Here is a 21,319-nt window from a genome sequence, read left to right on the forward strand (position 1 = left end):
GGTCGGCCGTTGCCGGGGTCTGGCTGATCAGCGGTCCGAATGCAGCTTCTCAAGAAACTCCTTCACCCCGCTGACGGCGCCGGTGTTGGAGGCGACATAGCCGGGAAGGGCGCCCACCGCCTTGTGGAACTCGCTGCTCTTCATGATGTCGAGCACGCGCTGCATCGGCTCGGTCTCGAGGAAGGCGCGCTTGCAGACGAAGAAATAATCTTCCGTGAGCAGGCGGATGAAATCGAGCCCGAACTGCCGCGCCGCGGCCTCGACGCCAAAACTCGCATCCGCCATGCCGCTCGCGACATAGGCGGCGACCGCCGCATGGGTGAATTCCATATGCTGGGCGCCGTTGATCCGCCCTTCCGGGATCTTATGCAGCCTCAGCAATTGATCGAATAGCAGCCGCGTGCCGGAATCGTGGTCGCGGTTGACGAAACGGGCCTTGCGCTCGACGAGGTCCTTCAGCGTCGTGATCTTCAGCGGGTTGCCGCGCTTGACCATCAGGCCCATCTCCCGGGTCACGAAATTGATGACGCGGTCCTCGCGCGGATCGAGCCATTCGCGGCAGGCCTTGATGCCCTGCGCGCGCAATTCGCCGCGCGGCAGGTGCACGCCGGAGAGATCGCAGGCGCCCTGCGCCAGCGAGACCAGCGAGTTCTGGTTGCTGACATAGCGCAGATCGACGCCGACGCCGCCCGCGCGATCAAGGAATTCGCGCAGCTTGGACACGGCAAAGCCGTGGCTGGCATGGACCCGGATCACCGACGGTCGCTGCGCGAGAAATGGCTTGATCTCGGTGACCAGTTCCTGCGCGAGGTTCTCGAGCTGCAGCCCGAGCCGCGCCTGCATGCGCTCGCCGGCCCACACCAGCTTCTCGCCGAATGGCGTCAGCTTCGAGCCCTTGCCGCGATGCGTCTCCACCAGCGGCACGCCGAAGAACTCGGTCCATTGCTCGATCAGGTTCCAGACATGGCGATACGACAGCTGCGCGTCGCTGGCGGCGCTGGTGATCTTTCCGGTCTTCCGGATCTCGTTGAGGATGCCGAGCATCACGACCGGTGTCTGCGGGCTGTCCTCTTTCCGAAAGCGCCAGACGGTCTCGATCTCGATCTGCAGCATCGTGGTCACCACTTATGAAATTGACTTCATATCCTTGGCATGCCCATAGGCACAAGATATCATATTTACTACAGATCAAAGCCTCCTAGGTTGAGTGACAACACCAGGAGGAAATATGATGTCCGTTGCATATGACTATGAGCCTGACGCCCGCCGCGCCCCGACCATCAGGGACGAACTGCTGCTGATCGACGGCGCCCGCGTCCGTTCGTTGTCCGGAAATACCTTCAAGTCGCTCAATCCCGCCACCGAGCAGGTGATCGCTACGATTGCCGAAGGCAATGAGGCGGATGTCGACCGTGCCGTGGCGGCTGCCCGCCGCGCCTTCGAGGGGCCGTGGCGCACCATGCGCGCGGCCGAACGTGGCCACATTCTGCTCCGATGGGCTGAGCTGCTGAAGCAGCATGCCGACGAGATTGTCGCGCTCGAAAGCCTCGATGCCGGCAAGCCGATTGCGGGTGTGCTGCGCCAGGATTTTCCGGCCGCCATCGACACGCTGACCTACTACGCCGGCTGGGCCGACAAGATCAGCGGCGATGTGGTCACGGCGCGCGACGACGCGCTGACCTATACGGTGCGCGAGCCGGTCGGCGTGGTCGCCGCGATCGTGCCGTGGAATTTCCCGCTGATGATCGGCATGTGGAAGCTCGCGCCGGCGCTCGCCTGCGGCTGCACGGTGGTGATGAAGCCGGCCGAGCTGACCTCGTTGTCGGCGCTCAGGATCGGCGAGCTCGCGCTCGAGGCCGGTTTGCCGAAGGGCGTGCTCAACATCGTGACCGGGCCCGGTCGCGTCGTCGGCGACGCGCTGGTCAATCATCCCGATGTCGACAAGGTGACGTTCACCGGCTCGCCCGGCGTCGGCCGCGGCATCATGAAGGGCGCCGCCGGCAACTTCAAACGGGTCTCGCTCGAGCTCGGCGGCAAGTCCGCCAATGTGATCTTCGACGATGCCAATCTCGAAGCCGCTGCCAAGGCCGCGGCTGCCGGCATCTTCTTCAACGCCGGGCAGGTCTGCTCGGCCGGCTCGCGCGTGCTGGTGCAGGAGAACGCCTATGACGAGGTGGTCGAGCGTCTGGTCGACCGTGCGGAAGCGTTGCGGATCGGCGATCCCGCCGATCGCGCCACCGCGCTCGGGCCAGTCATCTCCGAGAAGCAGATGCGCTCGATCCTCGATTATGTCGAGATCGGCAAGCATGAGGGCGCGCTGCTGGCCACCGGCGGTGCGCGGGTCGGTGACCTCGGCTATTTCATCAGCCCCGCGGTGTTCGCCAACGTTGCGCACGAGATGCGCATCTCGCAGGAGGAGATTTTTGGCCCCGTCGTCAGCGTGATCAAGTTCAAGGACGAGGCCGATGCGCTGCGCATCGCCAACGGCACCGCCTACAGCCTCGCTGCCGGCGTCTGGAGCGCGGATATGGGCCGCGTGCAGCGCTTCGCCAAAAAGGCCCGCGCCGGCACGGTGTGGATCAATACCTATGGCTACACCGACGTGCGGTTGCCGTGGGGCGGTGAGCGTGACTCCGGCCTCGGCCGCGAGCACGGCACCGCCGCGCTCGATAACTTTACCGAGCCGAAGGCGGTGTGGATGAACCTCAACGCTTGATGCGCGTCGACAGACGCGAGAGCGCGCGTCACAATACAGCTGTCGTCCCGGCGAAGGCCGGGACCCATAACCACGAACATCTGTTGTTGCACAACGGGTGGAATGACGAGTCCCGCCAACGACGACTGCTGCAGAGTATGGGTCCCGGCCTTCGCCGGGACGACGATGTGGAGATATCGCCGGGATGACGATGTGGAGACATGGTCGTCGGTATGCTTTATCGTCCTGCGCGGAGCCACAAGGGAACTACGCAGAACGAGGCGATCGTGCAGACGAAAAAATTCGGCGACAACGGCCCGCAGGTCTCGGTGATCGGGCAGGGCACCTGGTATCTCGATCGCGGTGACCGCAAGGCGGCCGTCGCTGCGCTGAAGCGCGGCATCGATGCCGGCATGACGCATATCGACACCGCCGAGATGTATGGCGACGCCGAGCTCGTGATCGCGGATGCGATGTCCGGCCGGCGCGACGAACTGTTCCTGGTCTCGAAGGTCCTGCCGAGCAACGCCTCGCGGCGCGGCACTATCACCGCCTGCGAGCGCTCGCTGAAGCGGCTGAAGACCGATCGCCTCGATTGCTATCTGTTGCACTGGCGCGGAACCACTCCGCTTGCCGAGACGGTCGCGGCGTTCGACGAATTGATCGCGGCGGGCAAGGTCCGGTCCTGGGGCGTCAGTAATTTCGACACCGAGGATCTCGACGAACTGCTCGATGTCGCGGGTGAAGGCAAGATTGCCTGCAACCAGGTGCTCTACCATCTGCAGGAGCGCGCCATCGAGCACGCCGTGATCCCGTGGTGCGAGCAGCACGGCGTCGCCGTCGTCGCCTATTCGCCGTTCGGTCACAATGATTTTCCTTCGTCGTCGAGCAGGGCCGGCACGCTGCTGCAATCGATCGCGCAGGCGCACAAGGCAACGCCGCGCCAGGTGGCGCTAAGTTTCCTCACGCGGCTGCCGTCGGTGCTCGCGATTCCGAAGGCGTCGAACGCGGAACACGCGGCGGAGAATGCGGCGGCAGGAACTCTGAAGCTCAGCGGCGATGAACTCGCCGCGCTCGATGCCGCGTTCCCGCGCGGGCCGAAGCCGCGCTCGCTGCCGATGCTCTGAGGGCGTTCCGCTCCACACAGTTCTTAACAAACTGTTGCAGTTGCGGCGGCACACGGCCTGCGGCGGGCGGTCGCGCGCGCTGGCGCATATCGGAGTCCCGTTTTCGGGCATTGTTCTCGCGGCGGAATTGGCGTTTTGTACGAGGAGCAGATTCCCTTTATTTGCCTTCGAGATTGCCGTGACACCGCCCCCCGCAGCCGTGGCCGCCAGGCTGGACAGCGTTCCCCTTTCATTGCCCGCAAAGACCGCGCCCGCAGCGACAAGCAAGGCGCCCGCCCGCACCGACCGGCCGTTCAAGGGCATCGCGCTGATCCTGCTGTCGACCGTGTTCCTGGGCACCTCCGACGTCACGGCAAAATATCTCTCCTCCACGCTGCCCTCGATCGAGATCGCCTGGATCCGCTTCCTGGTGTTTGCGATGATCATGACGCCGGCGATGCTGCCAGGCTCGCCGCTGTTCGCGCTGCGCAGCAGCCGTCCCGGCCTGCACGTGCTGCGCGGCGCCGCGCTGCTTGGCTCCTCGCTGATCTTCATCACGGGGCTCGGCTTCCTGCCGATCGCCGAAGCCTCCGCCACCAGCTTCGTCTCGCCGCTGTTCGTCACCGCGCTGTCGATCGCTTTCCTCGGTGAGAGGGTCGGCATGCGACGCTGGATCGCGACCGCGGTCGGCCTCGCCGGCGTGTTCATCATCCTGCGGCCGGGCACCAGTGCCTTCCATCCCGCCGCGATCTTTCCGATCGTCTCGGCGCTGGCGTGGGCGGCTACGTTGATCCTGACGCGTATGATGAGCGGCAGCGAGCGCCCGATCACCGTGATGACCTATTCGTCGATCGTCGGCGTCGCCATCGTCAGCGCGCTGGTGCCGTTCGTCTGGGTCACGCCGAGCTGGCACGACATCATGTTCGGCATCCTGATCGGCGTTGCGTCCACCGTCGGACAGTGGATCGTGGTGCTGGCGTTCCGCTATGGCGATGCCTCGGTGCTCGCGCCGTTCTCCTACACGCAGCTGCTGTGGGTCAGCATCCTCGGCTTCATGATCTTCGGCGAAGTGCCCGACCGTTGGACCATTCTCGGCGCCGGCTTCATCGTCGCCTCAGGCCTCTACACCGCGCATCGCGAGCGCGTCCGACGGTCGCAGCTGCTGACCGTGGCCAGCGAGCCGTCGCCGAACGCCTGAGCGTCCGGACGAAATCGTGCGTCGGTTGCGAAGCCGGCTTCAACTAGCGTTGCGCGGGTACAACAGTCGGGCCGAAATCTTTGATCTCGGATCGCTGAATCACCGGATTTCGGAAACGATCGGCAACCTCACACTTCGCCGCGTGCTAACCCTAGCCCCAAGAGCGCCGCAGAGCGTTTGGGGGTCGGGTAAGTGCATTTTGGTTCGTTCTTTTTCCTGTCAGGCGGTCGGTCGTCTCGCGCTGCGATGGCCTTGGCACTCTGCGCCCTGACCAGCGCAATCGAGTTGCCGACCGGCTCGGCACAAGCGCAAAGCTACACCTGGGGCGGCACGGGCAGCTCGACGAGCACCGATGTCTACGAACTCCCGAGCAACTGGTCGACCACGTCGGCCGGCGCGCCGCCGATCCTCCCGAACCAGTCAGCCATTTTCGATTCATCGGGATCGGCGACGGTCACCATCGGGCCCGGCTTGATGCTGCCGGGGTCCTGGAGCTTCACCGCCAATTCGCAATCCTACACGATCAATGGCAACCCGGTTGGCTTCAGCCTGTCCGGGCCGACCGGCGGCCTGATCAACCAGGCCAACAACGGCCAGACCATCACGATCAACGCCAACCTCACCGACGGCATTGGCGGTCCGGCGATGGTGCAGCAGCTCGGCAACAGCACGCTGGTGCTCGCGGGCACCAATGCCTATTCCGGCGGCACGCTGATCTCCGCCGGAACCGTGCAGGTGACGAATGCGGATTCGGTCGGCACCGGCACCATCACGCTCAATGGCGGCACGTTCCAGATGCAGTCGCCGACGGTCTCGAGCGTCGCCTTCGCCAACAACATCGCGGTCAATGCGGCCGGCGGCACGGTCGATGCGAACGGCGCCCAGGTCAATCTCCAGGGCGTGATCGCCGACGGCGTCGGCGCCGGGGTTCTGCGCCTGATCGACTCGTCCGCGTCCGGATTCTCCAATGTGCAGCTCTCCGGCGCCAACACCTATTCCGGCGGCACGCTGGTGGTCGATACGACCGTTGTCGTCAGCAACAACAGTTCGGTCGGGTCAGGCACCGTCACGCTCGACAATGCCTCGTTTCAGGCCGACGGCCTCAGCAACCTGACCTTCGCCAACAACTTCAAGATCAATACGTCGGCCATCGGCAGCGCGATCGATGCCAATGGCGTCACGCTCACGATCGCCGGCAACATCGCCGACGGCAACGGCCCCGGCAAGCTGACCGTGCTGGATAATTCAGGCGGCCTCGGCCGCGTGGTGCTGCTCGGCACCAACACCTACACCGGCGGCACCACGATCTGCGATTGCGCGACATTGCAACTCGGCGACGCCAGCCACACCGCTTCGATCGTCGGCGAGGTCGCCGTCGACGGCAAGTTCGACATCGTGAATGCCAACACCGCGGGCATCACCAAGATCGTCAACGACGGCTTCAACGGGATCGCCACCACGACGTTCTACAATTCCACCACGGCGTCGACGGCGACGATCGTCAACCAGAATTTCGGCATCACGGAGTTTCGCGACAGCAGCACCGCTGGCAATGCCACCGTGAGCAACACCGATGGTGCGCTCACAGTGTTCCGCGACACCAGTTCTGCCGGCAACGCCAGGTTCACCAACACCAACGGCGGCACTGTGGTGTTCGGCGACGCGTTTGGTCCTCCCGGCGGCTCCGACACCAGCACGGCCGCCAAGGCCGTGATCGACAACTCCAACGGCGGCGCCGCGGTGTTTCTGGGCCACACCAATGCAGGGCAGGCCACCATCACCAACGGCACCAATGGCGGCTCGACGCAGTTTTTCGAGTCCTCATCTGCGGCTTCGGCAACCATCGTTACGCTCGCGGGCGGTCAGGTCGCCTTTTTTCAGAACAGCACGGCGGCGAACGCCAGTTTCGACAACAGCGGCGTGCTCTATTTCGGATCTGTCGGTATCAACCCGGTGGAGGCGCCGACCGCGGCCAACGCGACGATCGTCAATCGGGCTGGCGGCGTTCTCCAGTTCGATGCCTATGCCACCGCGGGCAATGCGATTATCGACAACCAGGCCGGCAGCCAACACATCTTCACGGCGTTCGCTACCGCGGGCGACGCCACCATTACCACTGAAGCCGGCAGTACCATTAAGTTCTTCAACAACGCGACCGGCGGCAACGCACAGTTCATCACCAACGGCACCGGACTGGTCGATTTCTCGCTCAGCACGGGGCTGAACAGCGACGGGCGCATCACCGCGGGTTCGATCGCAGGCTCCGGCTTCTATTATATCGGCTCAGGCAACACCCTCGCCGTTGGCAGCAATAATCTCTCGACGACGCTCAGCGGCGTGCTTGCCGACTTCGATCCGTTGAACCCATTCCATATCTGTGGCTGTTTCGGCGGCGGTCGCACCGGTCCGGCGAATTTTGAAAAGACCGGCAGCGGCACGCTGACCCTGTCGGGCACCAATACCTACACCGGCACCACCGTCGTCAATGGCGGCATGCTGCAGGTCGACGGCTCGATCGCCTCGTCGAGCCTCACCACGGTGAATGCCGGCGGCGCGCTCTCCGGCATCGGCACCGTCGGCAACACGACGATTGCAAGCGGCGGCATCCTGATGCCCGGCAACGCGACACCAGGCACATCCCTGAACGTGGCGGGCAACCTCGCCTTCCAGTCGGGGGCACTGTACCTCGTCGGGCTCAATTCGACGGCGTCCACCTTGGCCAAGGTCAGCGGCAGTGCGACGCTGGCCGGATCGGTCGGCGTCAGCGTCGCCGCCGGCAGTACGATTGCCAAGCAATACACCATCCTGTCGGCGGCCGGCGGCCGCAACGGCACGTTCGCCGGTATCGATTCAACCGGGCTGCCGTCGAACCTCGTCGCGACGCTCGGCTATGACGCGAGCAACACCTATCTGAACTTCACGCTCGATTACGGCGCGAAGTCGAAGCTGAACGTCAATCAGCAGAACGTCGCCGCCACACTGCAGAACTTCTTCAACGCCAATGGCGGTATCAACGCGGTGTTCGCCGGGCTGTCGCCGGCCGGCTTGACGCAGGCCTCGGGCGAGGGCGCGACCGGTTCGCAGCAGGCGACGTTCAACGCGATGGGCCTGTTCCTCGGTCTGCTGACCGATCCGTTCGTCGCCGGGCGCGATGGTGGGTTTGGCGGCGGCGCGGGGGCGACGCCGTTCGCCGAGAAGAGCATGCCGCTCGCCTATGCGGCGCGCCAGAGCGAGCCGCGCGATGCGCTGGCCGCGATCTATACCAAGGCGCCGCCGCGGCTGATCGATTTCGAGCAGCGCTGGAGCGTATGGGCGGCGGGCTATGGCGGCTCGCAGACCACCAGCGGCAATGCGGTGCTGGGCTCGAACAACACCAGCAGCAGCCTCTATGGCACCGCGGTTGGCGCCGACTACCGCTTCTCGCCGAACACCATTGCCGGCTTTGCGCTCGCCGGCGGCGCGAGCAGCTTCAGCGTCAACGGTCTCGGCTGGGGCCGCTCTGATCTGTTCCAGGCCGGTGCGTTCGTTCGCCACAGCGTCGGCGCGGCGTACTTGAGCGCGGCGCTCGCCTATGGCTGGCAGGATGTCACCACCGATCGCATCGTCGCCGCGGCCGGCGCCGATCATCTGCGCGCCAACTTCAATGCCAATGCCTGGTCGGGCCGGCTCGAGGGCGGCTATCGCACTGCCACGCCGTGGATCGGGCTGACGCCTTATGCGGCGGCGCAGTTCACGAGCTTCGAGCTGCCGGCCTATGCGGAGAGCGTGGTCTCCGGCGGCGGTGCCTTCGCGCTGAATTATGCCGCGAAGAGCGTCACCGACGTCCGGAGCGAACTCGGTCTGCGCTCCGACAAATCGTTCGTTATTGACGGCGGCATCTTCACGCTGCGCGGCCGCGTTGCCTGGGCGCATGACTTCAATCCGGACCGCGCCGTTGGTGCGGTGTTCCAGACGCTGCCCGGCGCGGCCTTCATGGTCAACGGCGCGGCGCAGGCCAGCGACTCGGCGCTGACCACCGCCTCCGCCGAGCTGAAGTGGCGCAACGGCTGGTCGGCCGCCGCGACCTTCGAGGGCGAATTCTCCAACGTGACACAGTCTTACGCCGGCAAGGGCGTTATGCGCTATACGTGGTGACCCTCCGTGCTATAGCCTCCTGCGGCGAAAGCTTGTCCCGGACTTGATCCGCGACAGCATCGCATCAAAATGAGTGGGACAAAACCCACGCGGGAGGGAATATGCGCGCAGCGATCTTCAGGAACGGCGAGATTGTCGTCGACCGGGTGCCCGAGCCGAAGCCCGGCGCCGGCCAGGTGCTGGTCAAATCGCTCGCCTGCGGCATCTGCGGTTCCGATCTGCACGCACGCAAGCATGCCCACCGCATGGTGGAGCTGAGCAAGTTCCTGCCCGGTCGCACGCCGATGGATCTGTCGTGCGACGTCGTGTTCGGCCATGAGTTCTGCTGCGAGGTCCTCGACTACGGCCCGAACACGACGCGCAAGCTGAAGCCCGGGACGAAAGTGTGCTCGCTGCCGGCGCTGCTGACGCCGGAGGGCCCGAAGGGCATCGGCTATTCCAACGATTATCTCGGCGGCTATGCCGAGCAGATGCTGCTCAGCGAGCCGCTGCTGCTCGAAGTGCCGAACGGGCTTGCGGCCGAGCACGCCGCGCTCACCGAACCGCTTGCGGTCGGCGTGCATGCGGTGGCGATGGCCAACATCCAGGGCGGCGAGGTGCCGTTGGTGATCGGCTGCGGACCGGTCGGGCTGGCGGTGATCGCGGCGCTGAAGATCAGGGGGCTCGGACCGATCGTTGCTGCGGATTATTCGCCGGCGCGGCGCCTGCTCGCCGAGAAGATGGGCGCCGATGTGGTGGTCGATCCCGCCAGGACGCAGCCCTATGCGAGCTGGGCCGAGCACGCCCAGATGACCGATGCGGAGAAGGCGGCGCGTCCGCCGATGCAGGCGCTGCTGCCGCCGCTGAAGCCTGCGCTGATCTTCGAATGCGTCGGCGTGCCCGGCGTGCTGCAGCAGGTGTTCGAGGGCGCCCCGCGCAGCGCCCGTGTCGTCGTGGTCGGCGTCTGCATGGAGACCGACAAGTCCGAGCCGATGCTCGGCATCATCAAGGAGCTCAACGTCCAATATGTGCTCGGCTACACGCCCGAGGAATTCGCCTATTCGCTGCGCCTGATCGCGGAAGGCCAGGTCGATGCCGCATCGCTGGTCACTGGCCGCGTCGGCATCGACGGCGTCGCGCAGGCGTTTGCCGATCTCGCCAATCCCGAGGCGCACACCAAGATCCTGGTCGAGCCGTGGCGCTGATTTGGCGTTGAACCTGGCGCTAAACTGATGGCCAGGGGCGCGGTTTGCATTTCGTGACGCCGAATCTATAGTTCGCTGTCTCGTATCGCACTGACAGCACGTACCTCATGCGAATTTCGATCATCACGGGAGGCGGCTCCGGCATCGGCGCCGCAGTCGCGCGCCGGCTCGCCGGCCCCGCTCAATCCCTGATGCTGCACGGACAGGGCGTCGAGGCCGCCGGCCTCGCGCGGCTGAATTCGGTCGCGGAGGAATGCCGCAGCAAGGGCGCGAAGGTCGAGGTGAGCACCGGCGATCTCGCCAAAGCCGGCGCCGGCACCGCGCTGGTCGCGGCAACGCGGGCCGCGTTCGGTCCGATCGACGCCATCGTGCACGCCGCGGGTTTTGCCGACCGGCGCGAATTCTTAAGCCTGCCGCGCGAGGCGCTGGAGCGCGCCTTCGCGGTGATGGCTGCGGCCTTCCATGAAATCGCGGCGGCGGCGCTGTCCGACCTCACGCGCAGCGCGCAAGGCCGCGTCGTCGCCGTGTCGAGCTTCGGGCCGCATCGCTTCGTGCCCGGCGCCACCTATCCGGGATCGGCCGCCGCGAAGGCCGCGCTCGAGGTGCTGGTGAAGTCGCTCGCGATCGAGCTCGCCGCGTCAGGCGCCACCGCCAACGCCGTGATGCCGGGCTACACCCGCAAGGATCCCGGCCTGTTCGGCGCGCTTGACACCGCGACCTGGGAGAGCGTCGCAAAGGCCAATCCGATGCAGCGGCTGGCCGAGGCCGACGAGGTCGCGGCCGTCGTCGCCTTCCTGCTGTCGCCGGAAGCATGCCACGTCACTGGCGCGACGCTGCCGGTCGATGGCGGCCTGACCTTGATGTGACGCCATGAGCGAGGGCGAACCAACAGAGCAGGTCGATGTTGCGGTGCTCGGTGCCGGTATGGTCGGCGTCTCGGCGGCCCTCGCCGCGCAACAGCGCGGGCTCTCCGTCGTCGTCGTCGATCGCCGCGAGCCCGGCAGCGAAACCTCCTACGGCAATGCCGGCATCATCTCCTCGGGCTCGATCCTGCCGCTCAATACGCCGTCGCTGCTGAAGAACCTGCCGAAATATCTGACCAACGCGCATCCGGCGTTGCGCTGGAACATTGCGTGGGCGCTCGCCAATGCCGGCTGGGTGATGCGCTTCCTCGCGGCGGCAACGCCGTCGCAGACCAAACCGCGCGCCGCCGCGCTGCACGGCCTGATCAGGACCTCGCTGAAGCTGCATCGCGACTGGATCGTGCAGGCCGGCGCCAGCCATCGCATCCGCGAGACCGGCTGGCTCAAGGCCTGGCGCAGCGACGGGCTCGCCGCCGCCCAGGCCGAGCAGGCAGCGCTCGCCGAGTTCGGCATCAGGAGCGAGGTGCTTGATCGCCAGGCGATCTCCGCGCTCGAGCCCAACATCATTCCTGCCTATAGCGTCGGCCTGCTGCACACACGCAGACGGCATCGGTCGATTCACCCGGCGCAGTGGTCAAGGCCTACGCGCAGATGTTCGCCGCTGGCGGGGGCACGATCAGGCAATCCGGAATCCGGCGGATCGAGCCGCACGGCGACGGCTGGCGCGTGCAGCTCGCCGACGGCGAGATCGCCGCGCGCCATGTCGTGGTCGCGCTCGGGCCGTGGTCGGCCGAGCTGCTGCAGCCGCTCGGCTATCGCGTGCCGCTGGCGTTCGAGCGCGGCTATCACCAGCATTTCGTGTCGAATCCGGCACGCAAATTGCTGCGGCCGATCCATGATGCGGAGGGCGGCTTTCTGATGACGCCGATGGAGCAGGGCGTTCGCGTCACCAGCGGCGTCGAGCTCACTGCGCGCGACGCGCCGTCGAATTTTTCGCAGCTCGAGGCGGTGGTGCCGATGGCGCGCAGCGTGGTTGAATTTGGCGATGCGCTCGGCGAGCGCTGGCGCGGCGCGCGGCCGACGCTGCCCGACAGCCTGCCGATGATCGGCGCGGCGCCGCGACATCGCGGGCTCTGGTTCGCCTTCGGCAACCAGCATGTCGGCTTCACCACCGGCCCCGGAACGGGCGCCGCAATTGCGGCGATGATCGCGGGCGATGCGCCGCCGTTCGAGGTGCGGGCATTTTCGCCCGCCCGGTATATCGCGTGACTCGCGCGAGACCGCCTGCAATGCTTGGCGATCAAGCGCGCGGCAACCGAGGGGCAGGATGAACTACGTCTGGGATTTCGGCATCCTTGCCAAGTACAGCCATCTGTTCTGGCTCGGGCTCGGCTGGACCATCGCCTACACGATCGGCACCATCATCCTCGGGACCCTGATCGGCCTGATCGTCGGCATGCTGCGGCTGCGGCGCATTCCCGTGATCGACTGGCTCCTGATCGCCTATATCGAATTGTTCCGCTGCACGCCGCTGCTGGTGCAGATCATCTGGTTCTACTACGCGTTTCCGGTCGTGATCGGCGTCAACATCCCGGCGCATGTCGCCGCCGTCAGCGTGCTGTCGCTCTATGGCGGCGCATTCTATGCCGAGATCGTGCGCGGCTCGATCGAGAGCGTGCCGGTCGGGCAGTGGGACGCGGCGAAGGCGCTCGGCTTCCGCGGCTGGCGCCTGATGCGGCTCGTGATCCTGCCGCAGGCGCTGAAGCCGATGATGGCGCCCTATGTCAACCAGTCGGTCACGCAGCTCAAGAACACCTCGCTGGTCTCGATCATCGCGGTACCCGATCTCGTCTACAACGCGACGTTGATCAACGCCGACACCTACCGGCCGCTCGAGGTCTACACCATCGTGGCGCTGATCTATTTTGCGATCCTGTTCCCGTCGACGCTGGTGGCGAGGCGGTTGGAGCGCGGGCTGACCTACGACAGGGTGTGAGTTGCTTGACCTCTCCCGCTTGCGGGGGAGGTCGGATCGCATCGTTAGATGCGATCCGGGTGGGGGCTCTCTCCATACATAGGGTGTCGCTTGTGGCGACACCCCCACCCCGGCCCTCCCCGCAAGCGGGAGAGGGAGATCACTGCCGTCTCGGCAATCGCCTCAGATACTCAACTCCACCGGTACATCCTCGGGCTTGACGCCGGCAAGGCCGAGGCCCTTGACGAACCATTCGCGCATCTGGCCGATGCCGCGGTTGTAGTCGATCCACACCGAGAGAAAATCGCGCCAGCGCTTGTCGGCTTCGCGCCGTACCGCCGTGCCGCTCGCGATCGTCACCGATGGCGAGGCCAGGATCTTGTAGGTGCCGAGGTTCGGGTTCTTGGCGATCGCGGTCAGCCCGAGCACCAGCGCGTTGACCACGCAATCGACGCGACCCGACGACATTTCCAGCATCACCTCGTCGCGCGACTTCAGCGACTTGATGGTGGCGTTCGGCGCAAAGCGGCGCGCCACCGCCTCGTTGGCCGAGCCGACGTCGACCGCGATCTTGACCTCGGGCTTGTTGATGTCGGCCCAGGTCTTGGCTTCCAGCCCCTTCCTCAGCATCGCGCCGAACGGATGCGGGAACACCAGATTGGTGAAATCGACCACCAGCGCGCGCTGCGGCGTCGGGTTGAGCGCGAAGCCGAGGTCGATCTTGTTGGCCTGCAGATCAAGGATTGAATTGCCGTAGGTCGACTCGACATATTCCAGCTTGACGTCGAGCAGTTTGGCCAGGTCGTTGGCCATCTCGATCGAGAAGCCGGACCAGGTGCCCGAGGCGAGGTCCTTGTTGAAATAGGGCAGCTCGCCCGGCAGCACCGCGATCCGCAGCACCTTGTTGGCCCGGATGCGATCCAGCGTGTTGTCGGCTGGCGTCTGCGCCGAGGCCGGCGTTGCCATCGCGGCCGCGAGCGCCGCGCCGCTGCCGATCCCGAGCGCATAGCGCAGCGCGTCGCGGCGATCTTCGGAGATTTTGATGTCGTCGGATTGAGTCAAGCGGGCCTCCCTGCACCAGATCGGGGGAAGCCTAGCGTCGGTATCCGGTGCCAGCAAGTGCGCGCGCCTGCACCATTGGTAGGCAAGGCGAGGGCGCGGTCGCCTACGTGCCGGACTTCACCTCTCCCGCTTGTGGGGGAGGTCGAATAAGCCGCGAACCGCGCCCTTAGGGGTTAGCAACGATAGGTCATGTTCGCCCCTGTGACCGAAGAAAAGAAAACGGCGGGGAAGCTCAGTTCGGCTACCCAATCGAGCACTTGGTTGTCTGTCTGGGTTTCTGGACTTGAAAGGTGTGGAAATTGAAAAAGCACCGTCCCGTGAATGTCCAAAAGAACGAGACGATCGATAACCCAAACATCACCGTCGTCGGTCGAGAAAAATTTTGCCAGCAATTCTGCTGTTCCGTCAGAACGAAGCCTGAGAGTGGGGCCGTTGTTCAGGGTGCCGTTCAAGAAGCCGGACAGCTTGCAATCGCCGTAACGAATAGGCGCGCTCCAACTGAGGTCAAGGGTTTGGATAGCATGTGTCGCAACACCCTTATAGCTTTCTGGCTGGTCGGTCGCCGAGCTTTTGCTTTCAAGATGTTCTTTCAACATAGCGTACGCCTCCTTCTAGCCCGCGAATTGCGAGCAACCTCTGGTTTAAAGGGAGGGCGCAAAAGGACCAGTGAGCTGCCTCACAATCTACAATCGCGATTTAGTGATCCTCCCCGTAAGCGTAGGGCAATCGCATATGGCCGTTTGAGGCGATCGGAGTTCCCACAAACTCGTCATGCCCGGGCTTGTCCCGGGCATCCACGTCTTCGTTTCCACGCGAAGAAAAGACGTGGATGGCCGGGACAAGCCCGGCCATGACGGCGCGGAAGAATCCGTTCATTCCATATGCGATTGCCCTGCCCGTAAGCGGGGGAGGACAGAGCGTGCTCGTGCCCAGAATCAATATCGTCCCGGCACGTACATCTCCTGCGGGATCGGGCCGCGGTGATAGTCCGGGTTGCGCACCCGCGGCGGCAGCACCACCGGCTGGTGGGTGACCGCCTGATAGGGGATCAGGCTCAAGAGATGCGAGATGCAGTTGAGCCGGGCGCGCTTCTTGTCGACTGCATCGACGATCCACCACGGCGAGTCCTGCAGGTGCGTGCGTTCCAGCATCGTTTCCTTCGCCTTGGTGTAGAGCTCCCAGCGGGTCCGCGCCTCGACGTCCATCGGGCTCAGCTTCCACTGCTTCAGCGGATCCTGGATCCGCATCGAGAAGCGGAACGCCTGTTCCTCGTCGGTGATCGAGAACCAGTATTTCAGGAGGACGGTGCCGGAGCGGCTCAGCATGCGCTCGAATTCCGGCACCGAGTTGAAGAATTCCTCATACTGCTCGTCGCTGCAGAACCCCATCACCTTCTCGACGCCGGCGCGGTTGTACCAGCTGCGGTCGAACAGCACGATCTCGCCGCCGGCCGGCAGATGCGAGACATAGCGCTGGAAGTACCATTGCGTGCGCTCGCGCTCGTTCGGCGCCGGCAGCGCCGCGATCCGGCAGACCCGCGGGTTGAGCCGCTGGGTGATGCGCTTGATCACGCCGCCCTTGCCGGCGGAATCGCGGCCCTCGAACAGCACGACGACCTTCTTCTTCTCGTGCTGCACCCAGTCCTGCAGCTTGACCAGCTCGCCCTGCAGCCGCAGCAATTCGCGGAAATAGAACTTGCGGTCGATCGACGGCCTGCCGGCGGCGCCGTCATGGTCGAGCTCGTCGAGCCTCATGTCGTCGAGCTCGAGCTCGAGTTCCTCGTCGAGGCTGTCGGCCATCTCCTGATGGATGCGGGCGCGCAAGGCTTCATCCCGGGAGGCTTCGTCGGTGAGGGCGGAGGTCGTCATGAAGGTCCGTCTTTCAGTGTGTTAGATGGATCGGACGGCAGCATTGACGGGCGATGTTACCCCTCTATGACAATGCCGTGACCGCTGTTTCACGCCGCCGGGCGGACTGTGCTAACAAGCCGACAAAACCAAAAAGGGAGATGTGCCGATGATTTCGCTCACCTCAAAAGACGTCCTGCCGGAGGACGGCACCGCCGGCACGCTGGTCGGGCGGGTCTGGTTGCCGCAGGCCGGCGGGCCGGCCGTCGTCGCGGTGCGGGCAGACGGTGTGTTCGATGTCACGGCGCGGTTCCCGACGGTGAGCGCGCTCTGCGAGGAAAGCGATCCCGCGGCCGCGCTGCGCGCCACGGGCGGCGAGCGGATCGGCGATTTCGAGGCGATCCTCGCCAACACCCCGCCCGACAGCCGCGACAAGGCCAGGCCGCACCTGCTGGCGCCGGTCGATCTCCAGGTGCTGAAGGCCGCCGGCGTCACCTTCGCGATCTCGATGCTGGAGCGCGTGATCGAGGAGCGGGCGCGCGGCAATCCGTCCTCGGCGGCCGCGATCCGCAAGGAGGTGGTGCGCCTGGTCGGCGACGATCTCTCCAAGCTGAAGCCCGGCTCCGAGCAGGCGATGAAACTGAAGCAGGTGCTGATCGATCAGAATGCCTGGAGCCAGTATCTCGAGGTCGGCATCGGTCCCGACGCTGAAGTGTTCACCAAGGCGCCGACGCTGTCCTCGGTCGGATCAGGCATGGATGCCGGGCTGCATCCGAAGTCGACCTGGAATAATCCGGAGCCGGAGGTCGTGCTTGTTGTCTCCGCCGCCGGCAAGATCGTCGGCGCCGCGCTGGGCAACGACGTCAATCTGCGCGACTTCGAGGGGCGCTCGGCGCTGTTGCTGTCGAAGGCCAAGGACAACAACGCGTCCTGCGCGATCGGCCCGCTGCTCCGGCTATTCGACCAGACATTCTCGCTCGACGATGTCAGGAAGATGGATGTCGGCCTGACCGTGACTGGCGCAGACGGCTTCGTGCTCGAGGGCCATTCCTCGATCAGCAAGATCAGCCGCGACCCGACCGATCTGGTCGCCCAGACCATCGGCCCCGTGCATCAATATCCTGATGGATTTGCGCTGTTCCTCGGCACGATGTTCGCGCCGGTCAAGGATCGCGATGCCAAGGGTGAGGGTTTTACCCACAAGCGCGACGACATCGTGACCATCGCCGCACCACAGCTCGGCAAGCTGGTCAACCGGATGCGCAATAGCGACGAATGCGAGCCCTGGACCTTCGGCGTCGGTGCGCTGATGAAGAACCTCGCACAGCGCAAGGTGCTGTGAGGATCAGGACGGGGCGGCGAGTCCACTACCTCGGCCACTTCGTCGGCCGTGTGCGGCCTGTCGCGTGGCGGCAGGTCGGCGCCGGGTTGCGCCGACAATCCGGTGACGTTCAGCCGCCTCTCGCAGCGCGTTGAACGACGACGATGGTGACTGTGCCGAAGCGGCGGCGTTGTCGAACATGTTCAGAAACCTGCGCGGCAGATCGACCGTGTGGCGCAACTTGAGCGCGCTAAAACACGCGGAATTTGCCGCTTTTTCCTAGCTTTATGTGAACCAGTTCATCCTCGTTCGCGCCGGTCCGCTCCAGCATATCGGCTCGACGCGAACAGAAGGAATCGCGGACATGAGCGAGCAGCCATCAAACGGAATGCCCGATTGGCTCACCACCGATATGCTGGTCATTGCCGTATCACTGGCCATCATCGTGATTGGGATATGGATCGCGCCGTAGCCTGGTTGTCGCGGCGAGGCCGTCCAGCCGGGCAGGGCGCCAGCGCCAATCACTGAGTTGCCCGACGGCGCAAGCCTCTTTTGCAAAACGGAACGAGATGCAAAGCTCGGACGATTCACACACTCAGTGCCGTCCCTGCGAAAGCAGGGAACCCATAACCCCAAATGCAAATTGTTAAGCGATGCTGCAACGACGAGTCCCTCTCACAACAACTGCTGCGGCGTATGGGTCCCGGCCTTCGCCGGGACGACACTGTGGGGTTGGCGTCATTCGAGTGACCAACCAACGCCCTCACACCGGCAACGCCGTCGAATACTTCACCTGGCTCAGCGCAAAGCTCGACTCGATCGAGGCGATGCCGTCGAGCCGGGTCAGCTTGTTCTTCAGGAATGCCTCATAGGAGGAAAGGTCGGCGGCGACGACGCGCAGCAGATAGTCGCGGTTGCCGGTCATCAGATAGCATTCGAGCACCTCGTCCCATTTCGAGATCGCGCGCGCGAAGCGGTTGAGGTCTTCCTCCTTCTGCCGCGCCAGCTTGATCGAGATGAAGACGGAGACGTGCAGCCCGATCGACTTCTGGTCGACGGTTGCGATGTAGCGAGAGATCACGCCGCGCTCCTCGAGCAGCTTGACCCTGCGGTGGCAAGGCGACACCGACAGCCCGACCTTGTCGGCGAGTTCCTGCATGGTCATGCGGCTGTCGGTCTGGAGCAGACTCAGGATCTTGCGGTCGATGGCATCGAGGGCAGGCATTGGGATGAACTCGTCAGTTGAAGTCGGATCGTGGGAATTTATCCCAATTTTTCCTGTGCTGTCGCGTGGAATTGAGATTTTCGCCGCCGCCTGCGGCAGTAACATTCCGGCATATCGCCCGGAGCATTGCCATGGGAATCGCGCCTGAACGCCTCGACATGCTGTCCGCCCTGGCCCGCAAGGTGCTGTGGCTGTCGTCGTGGACCATCCATCACGCCAACCATGTGCGGCCCTCTACCGACGGGTTGAAGGTCGGCGGCCACCAGGCCTCGTCGGCCTCGCTCGCCAACATCATGTCGGCGCTTTATTTCTCGGTGTTGCGCCCGCAGGACCGCGTCGCGGTGAAGCCGCATGCGAGCCCGGTGTTCCACGCCATCCAGTATCTGTTCGGCCACCAGACCCGCGACAAGCTGGAGAATTTTCGCGGCTACAAGGGCGCGCAGTCCTACCCCTCGCGCACCAAGGACAGCGACGACGTCGACTTCTCGACCGGCTCGGTCGGCCTCGGCGTCGCGCAGACGCTGTTCGCCTCGCTGGTGCAGGACTACGTCAAGGCGCATGGCTGGCTGCAGGACCGGCCGGAGGGCCGCATGATCGCGCTGGTCGGCGACGCCGAGATGGACGAGGGCAACATCTTCGAGGCGCTGCTCGAGGGCTGGAAGCACGGCCTACGCAACACCTGGTGGGTGGTCGACTACAACAGGCAGTCGCTCGACGCCGTGGTGCGCGAGGGATTGTGGGCCAAGTTCGAGACCATGTTCCGCAACTTCGGCTGGGACGTGGTGATCGTGAAGTACGGCAAGCTGATGCTCGAGGCGTTCGCCGAGCCCGGCGGCGAAGCGCTGCGGCGCTGGATCGACAACTGCCCGAACCAGATGTACGCCGCGCTCTGCTTCCAGGGCGGCGCCGCGTTCCGCAAGCATCTGCGCGACGACATCGGCGACCAGGGCGAGGTGTCGGCGCTGATCGAGCGCCGCAGCGATGACGAGTTGCTGGCGCTGATGTCGAACCTCGGCGGCCACGACATGGCGAGCATGATCGAGGCGTTCGAGGCGATCGACCATGATCGGCCGGTCTGCTTCATCGCCTATACCATCAAGGGTGTCGGCCTGCCGATGCAGGGCCACAAGGACAACCACGCCGGCCTGATGACGGTCGCCCAGATGGAGAAATGGCGCGCCGCGCAGAATATCCGCCCCGGCCACGAGTGGGACAAGTTCGAGGGCCTGTCGCAGGAGCCTGCGGAGCTCGAGGCATTCCTCGCCGAGGCGCCGTTCAACCGCGAGGGGCGCCGCCGCCTGTCGGCGCCCGAAATCGATGTGCCGGAACGGCTGGCCTTCAAGGCCTCGGCGCAGATGTCGACGCAACAGGGTTTTGGTCTCGTGCTGCACGAGCTGGCGCGCGGCGATAGCGAACTCGCCTCGCGCATCGTCACCGCATCGCCCGATGTCACCGTGTCGACCAATCTCGGCGCCTGGGTCAACCGCCGCGGCCTGTTCGCGAAGGCGGAGAACCACGACTTGTTCCGGCAGGAGAAGATCCCGTCCGCCTACACCTGGGAATATTCGCCGAAGGGACAGCACCTCGAGCTCGGCATCGCCGAGATGAATCTGTTCATCATGCTGTCGGCGCTCGGCCTGTCGCACCAGATCAACGGCGCGCGGCTGTTGCCGGTCGGCACGCTGTACGATCCCTTCATCGAACGCGGCCTCGATGCGCTGAACTATGCCTGCTACCAGGATGCCCGCTTCATGGTGGCGGCGACGCCGTCGGGCATCTCGCTGGCGCCGGAAGGCGGCGCGCATCAGTCGATCAAGACGCCCTTGATCGGGATCGGGCAGGACGGGCTCGCCTCGTTCGATCCGGCCTTCGTCGATGAACTTGCCGTGATCATGGGCTGGGGCTTTGGCCACATGCAGCGCGAGGGTGCCGAGGGTGGTTCGGTTTACTTGCGACTCTCGACCCGTACGCTGGAGCAGCCGCAACGGATCATGACCCCGGACCTGCAGCGCGACATCACCGACGGCGCCTATTGGATGCGCAAGCCGGGCCCGAACTGCGACATCGTCATTGCGTATACTGGCACCGTCGCGCCGGAGGCAATCGAGGCGGTCGGCCTGATCGGCGAGAGCCACCGCGACGTCGGTCTGCTGGCGGTCACCTCCGCCGACCGGCTCTATGCGGGTTGGTCCGCCGCGCGGAATTTGCGCCGCGACCGCCGCGGCGCGCAGCATTTGAGTCATATCGAGCGCATGCTGGCGCCGCTCGGCCGCGACTGCGGCATTGTGACCGTGATCGACGGCCATCCGGCAACGCTCGGCTGGCTCGGCAGCGTGCGCGGCCACCGTGTCGAGGCGCTCGGTGTCGAGCATTTCGGCCAGACCGGCACGATCGGTGACCTCTACCGCCACTATGGCATCGACGCCAATGCCATCATTGACGCGGCGGAAAGCGTCTCGGTCGGCGCCCCGGTGCGGCATCGCAAGATGGCGGTGTAGCCACATCGTCGTCCCGGCGAAGGCCGGGACCCATTACCACAACTGGCAGCAAGTAAACGCGACTCGTTCTAACAGCACCCTTTACCAATTGCCGGCGGAGTTTATGGGCCCCGGCCTTCGCCGGGGCGACGAGACCAACCTTGCCACCTGCGCGATAGCGACATTATATGCTGTTCGCGCGCACGAGCCGCGTCCCGCATATGGCGGGTTC

The 21,319-nt window shown here is 65.0% G+C and carries 15 protein-coding genes and 1 pseudogene; 11 read left to right on the plus strand and 5 right to left on the minus strand.

The features are described 5' to 3' along the window. Window positions 1-27: 27 nt before the first annotated feature. Window positions 28-1,113, minus strand: a complete 1,086-nt coding sequence (locus Q2M23_RS27950; RefSeq protein WP_316397717.1) for a substrate-binding domain-containing protein — start codon at window positions 1,111-1,113, stop codon at window positions 28-30. A 118-nt stretch (window positions 1,114-1,231) separates the two neighbouring features. Between Q2M23_RS27950 and Q2M23_RS27955 the strand changes: the two genes are divergently transcribed. The 9 genes and pseudogenes from Q2M23_RS27955 (at window position 1,232) to Q2M23_RS27990 (ending at window position 13,176) form a co-directional block, all read left to right on the plus strand. Then, window positions 1,232-2,716 carry an aldehyde dehydrogenase family protein gene (locus Q2M23_RS27955; protein WP_316397718.1) on the plus strand — a complete coding sequence of 495 codons (1,485 nt, stop codon included), beginning with the start codon at window positions 1,232-1,234 and terminating at the stop codon, window positions 2,714-2,716. 266 nt (window positions 2,717-2,982) lie between these two features. Further along, window positions 2,983-3,822: an aldo/keto reductase gene (locus tag Q2M23_RS27960; protein WP_316397719.1), complete on the plus strand. Its 840-nt coding sequence runs from the start codon at window positions 2,983-2,985 to the stop codon at window positions 3,820-3,822. Between the two features lie 232 nt (window positions 3,823-4,054). Further along, the gene (locus tag Q2M23_RS27965) at window positions 4,055-4,999 is read left to right on the plus strand and encodes a DMT family transporter (protein WP_253590479.1); all 945 of its coding nucleotides are present in this window, start codon (window positions 4,055-4,057) and stop codon (window positions 4,997-4,999) included. 246 nt (window positions 5,000-5,245) lie between these two features. Then, complete coding sequence (locus Q2M23_RS27970; RefSeq protein WP_316397720.1) at window positions 5,246-9,133, plus strand: autotransporter domain-containing protein; 3,888 nt, start codon at window positions 5,246-5,248, stop codon at window positions 9,131-9,133. Window positions 9,134-9,234: 101 nt separating this feature from the next. Beyond that, complete coding sequence (locus Q2M23_RS27975; protein WP_316397721.1) at window positions 9,235-10,317, plus strand: zinc-binding dehydrogenase; 1,083 nt, start codon at window positions 9,235-9,237, stop codon at window positions 10,315-10,317. Between the two features lie 107 nt (window positions 10,318-10,424). After that, entirely contained in the window at window positions 10,425-11,183 is a 759-nt protein-coding gene (locus Q2M23_RS27980; protein ID WP_316397722.1) for an SDR family NAD(P)-dependent oxidoreductase, read from the plus strand. Between the two features lie 58 nt (window positions 11,184-11,241). Next, window positions 11,242-11,718: pseudogene (locus tag Q2M23_RS44085) on the plus strand (FAD-dependent oxidoreductase); the annotation flags it as partial. Between the two features lie 113 nt (window positions 11,719-11,831). Then, entirely contained in the window at window positions 11,832-12,449 is a 618-nt protein-coding gene (locus Q2M23_RS44090) for an NAD(P)/FAD-dependent oxidoreductase (RefSeq protein WP_410469772.1), read from the plus strand. 58 nt (window positions 12,450-12,507) lie between these two features. Beyond that, window positions 12,508-13,176, plus strand: coding sequence for an amino acid ABC transporter permease (locus Q2M23_RS27990; protein ID WP_316397723.1), 669 nt, complete (start codon window positions 12,508-12,510; stop codon window positions 13,174-13,176). Between the two features lie 162 nt (window positions 13,177-13,338). Here the strand turns inward: Q2M23_RS27990 and Q2M23_RS27995 are convergent, their stop codons facing one another. The 3 genes from Q2M23_RS27995 to ppk2 form a co-directional block, all read right to left on the minus strand. Then, window positions 13,339-14,217, minus strand: a complete 879-nt coding sequence (locus tag Q2M23_RS27995; protein WP_057017505.1) for a transporter substrate-binding domain-containing protein — start codon at window positions 14,215-14,217, stop codon at window positions 13,339-13,341. A gap of 173 nt (window positions 14,218-14,390) precedes the next feature. Next, window positions 14,391-14,813 (minus strand): DUF6294 family protein, encoded by a 423-nt coding sequence (locus Q2M23_RS28000; protein ID WP_028331873.1) that lies wholly within the window; start codon window positions 14,811-14,813, stop codon window positions 14,391-14,393. A 339-nt stretch (window positions 14,814-15,152) separates the two neighbouring features. Beyond that, window positions 15,153-16,085, minus strand: coding sequence for a polyphosphate kinase 2 (gene ppk2, locus Q2M23_RS28005; RefSeq protein WP_316397724.1), 933 nt, complete (start codon window positions 16,083-16,085; stop codon window positions 15,153-15,155). Between the two features lie 148 nt (window positions 16,086-16,233). On the opposite strand from ppk2, the gene Q2M23_RS28010 reads away from it, so the two are divergent. Beyond that, on the plus strand, window positions 16,234-17,406 hold the full coding sequence (locus Q2M23_RS28010) for a fumarylacetoacetate hydrolase family protein (RefSeq protein WP_316397725.1): 1,173 nt from the start codon (window positions 16,234-16,236) through the stop codon (window positions 17,404-17,406). A gap of 742 nt (window positions 17,407-18,148) precedes the next feature. Here Q2M23_RS28010 and Q2M23_RS28015 read toward each other — a convergent pair. Beyond that, on the minus strand, window positions 18,149-18,610 hold the full coding sequence (locus tag Q2M23_RS28015; protein ID WP_016841346.1) for an Lrp/AsnC family transcriptional regulator: 462 nt from the start codon (window positions 18,608-18,610) through the stop codon (window positions 18,149-18,151). A gap of 131 nt (window positions 18,611-18,741) precedes the next feature. Here Q2M23_RS28015 and Q2M23_RS28020 point away from each other — a divergent pair, with 131 nt between their 5' ends. Continuing rightward, window positions 18,742-21,108 (plus strand): transketolase, encoded by a 2,367-nt coding sequence (locus Q2M23_RS28020; RefSeq protein ID WP_316397726.1) that lies wholly within the window; start codon window positions 18,742-18,744, stop codon window positions 21,106-21,108. The last annotated feature ends 211 nt before the right edge of the window (window positions 21,109-21,319 follow it).

The sequence above is a fragment of the Bradyrhizobium sp. 33ap4 genome, from assembly GCF_032654765.1.
GTDB lineage: Bacteria > Pseudomonadota > Alphaproteobacteria > Rhizobiales > Xanthobacteraceae > Bradyrhizobium > Bradyrhizobium australafricanum.

Coding starts and splice junctions, on each gene's coding strand:
- Q2M23_RS27950 (WP_316397717.1), bottom strand. CDS start 1,113: ATGCTGCAGATCGAGATCGAGACCGTCTGGCGCTTTCGGAAAGAGGAC.
- Q2M23_RS27955 (WP_316397718.1), top strand. CDS start 1,232: ATGTCCGTTGCATATGACTATGAGCCTGACGCCCGCCGCGCCCCGACC.
- Q2M23_RS27970 (WP_316397720.1), top strand. CDS start 5,246: ATGGCCTTGGCACTCTGCGCCCTGACCAGCGCAATCGAGTTGCCGACC.
- Q2M23_RS27975 (WP_316397721.1), top strand. CDS start 9,235: ATGCGCGCAGCGATCTTCAGGAACGGCGAGATTGTCGTCGACCGGGTG.
- Q2M23_RS27980 (WP_316397722.1), top strand. CDS start 10,425: ATGCGAATTTCGATCATCACGGGAGGCGGCTCCGGCATCGGCGCCGCA.
- Q2M23_RS44090 (WP_410469772.1), top strand. CDS start 11,832: ATGTTCGCCGCTGGCGGGGGCACGATCAGGCAATCCGGAATCCGGCGG.
- Q2M23_RS27990 (WP_316397723.1), top strand. CDS start 12,508: ATGAACTACGTCTGGGATTTCGGCATCCTTGCCAAGTACAGCCATCTG.
- Q2M23_RS28000 (WP_028331873.1), bottom strand. CDS start 14,813: ATGTTGAAAGAACATCTTGAAAGCAAAAGCTCGGCGACCGACCAGCCA.
- ppk2 (WP_316397724.1), bottom strand. CDS start 16,085: ATGACGACCTCCGCCCTCACCGACGAAGCCTCCCGGGATGAAGCCTTG.
- Q2M23_RS28010 (WP_316397725.1), top strand. CDS start 16,234: ATGATTTCGCTCACCTCAAAAGACGTCCTGCCGGAGGACGGCACCGCC.
- Q2M23_RS28015 (WP_016841346.1), bottom strand. CDS start 18,610: ATGCCTGCCCTCGATGCCATCGACCGCAAGATCCTGAGTCTGCTCCAG.
- Q2M23_RS28020 (WP_316397726.1), top strand. CDS start 18,742: ATGGGAATCGCGCCTGAACGCCTCGACATGCTGTCCGCCCTGGCCCGC.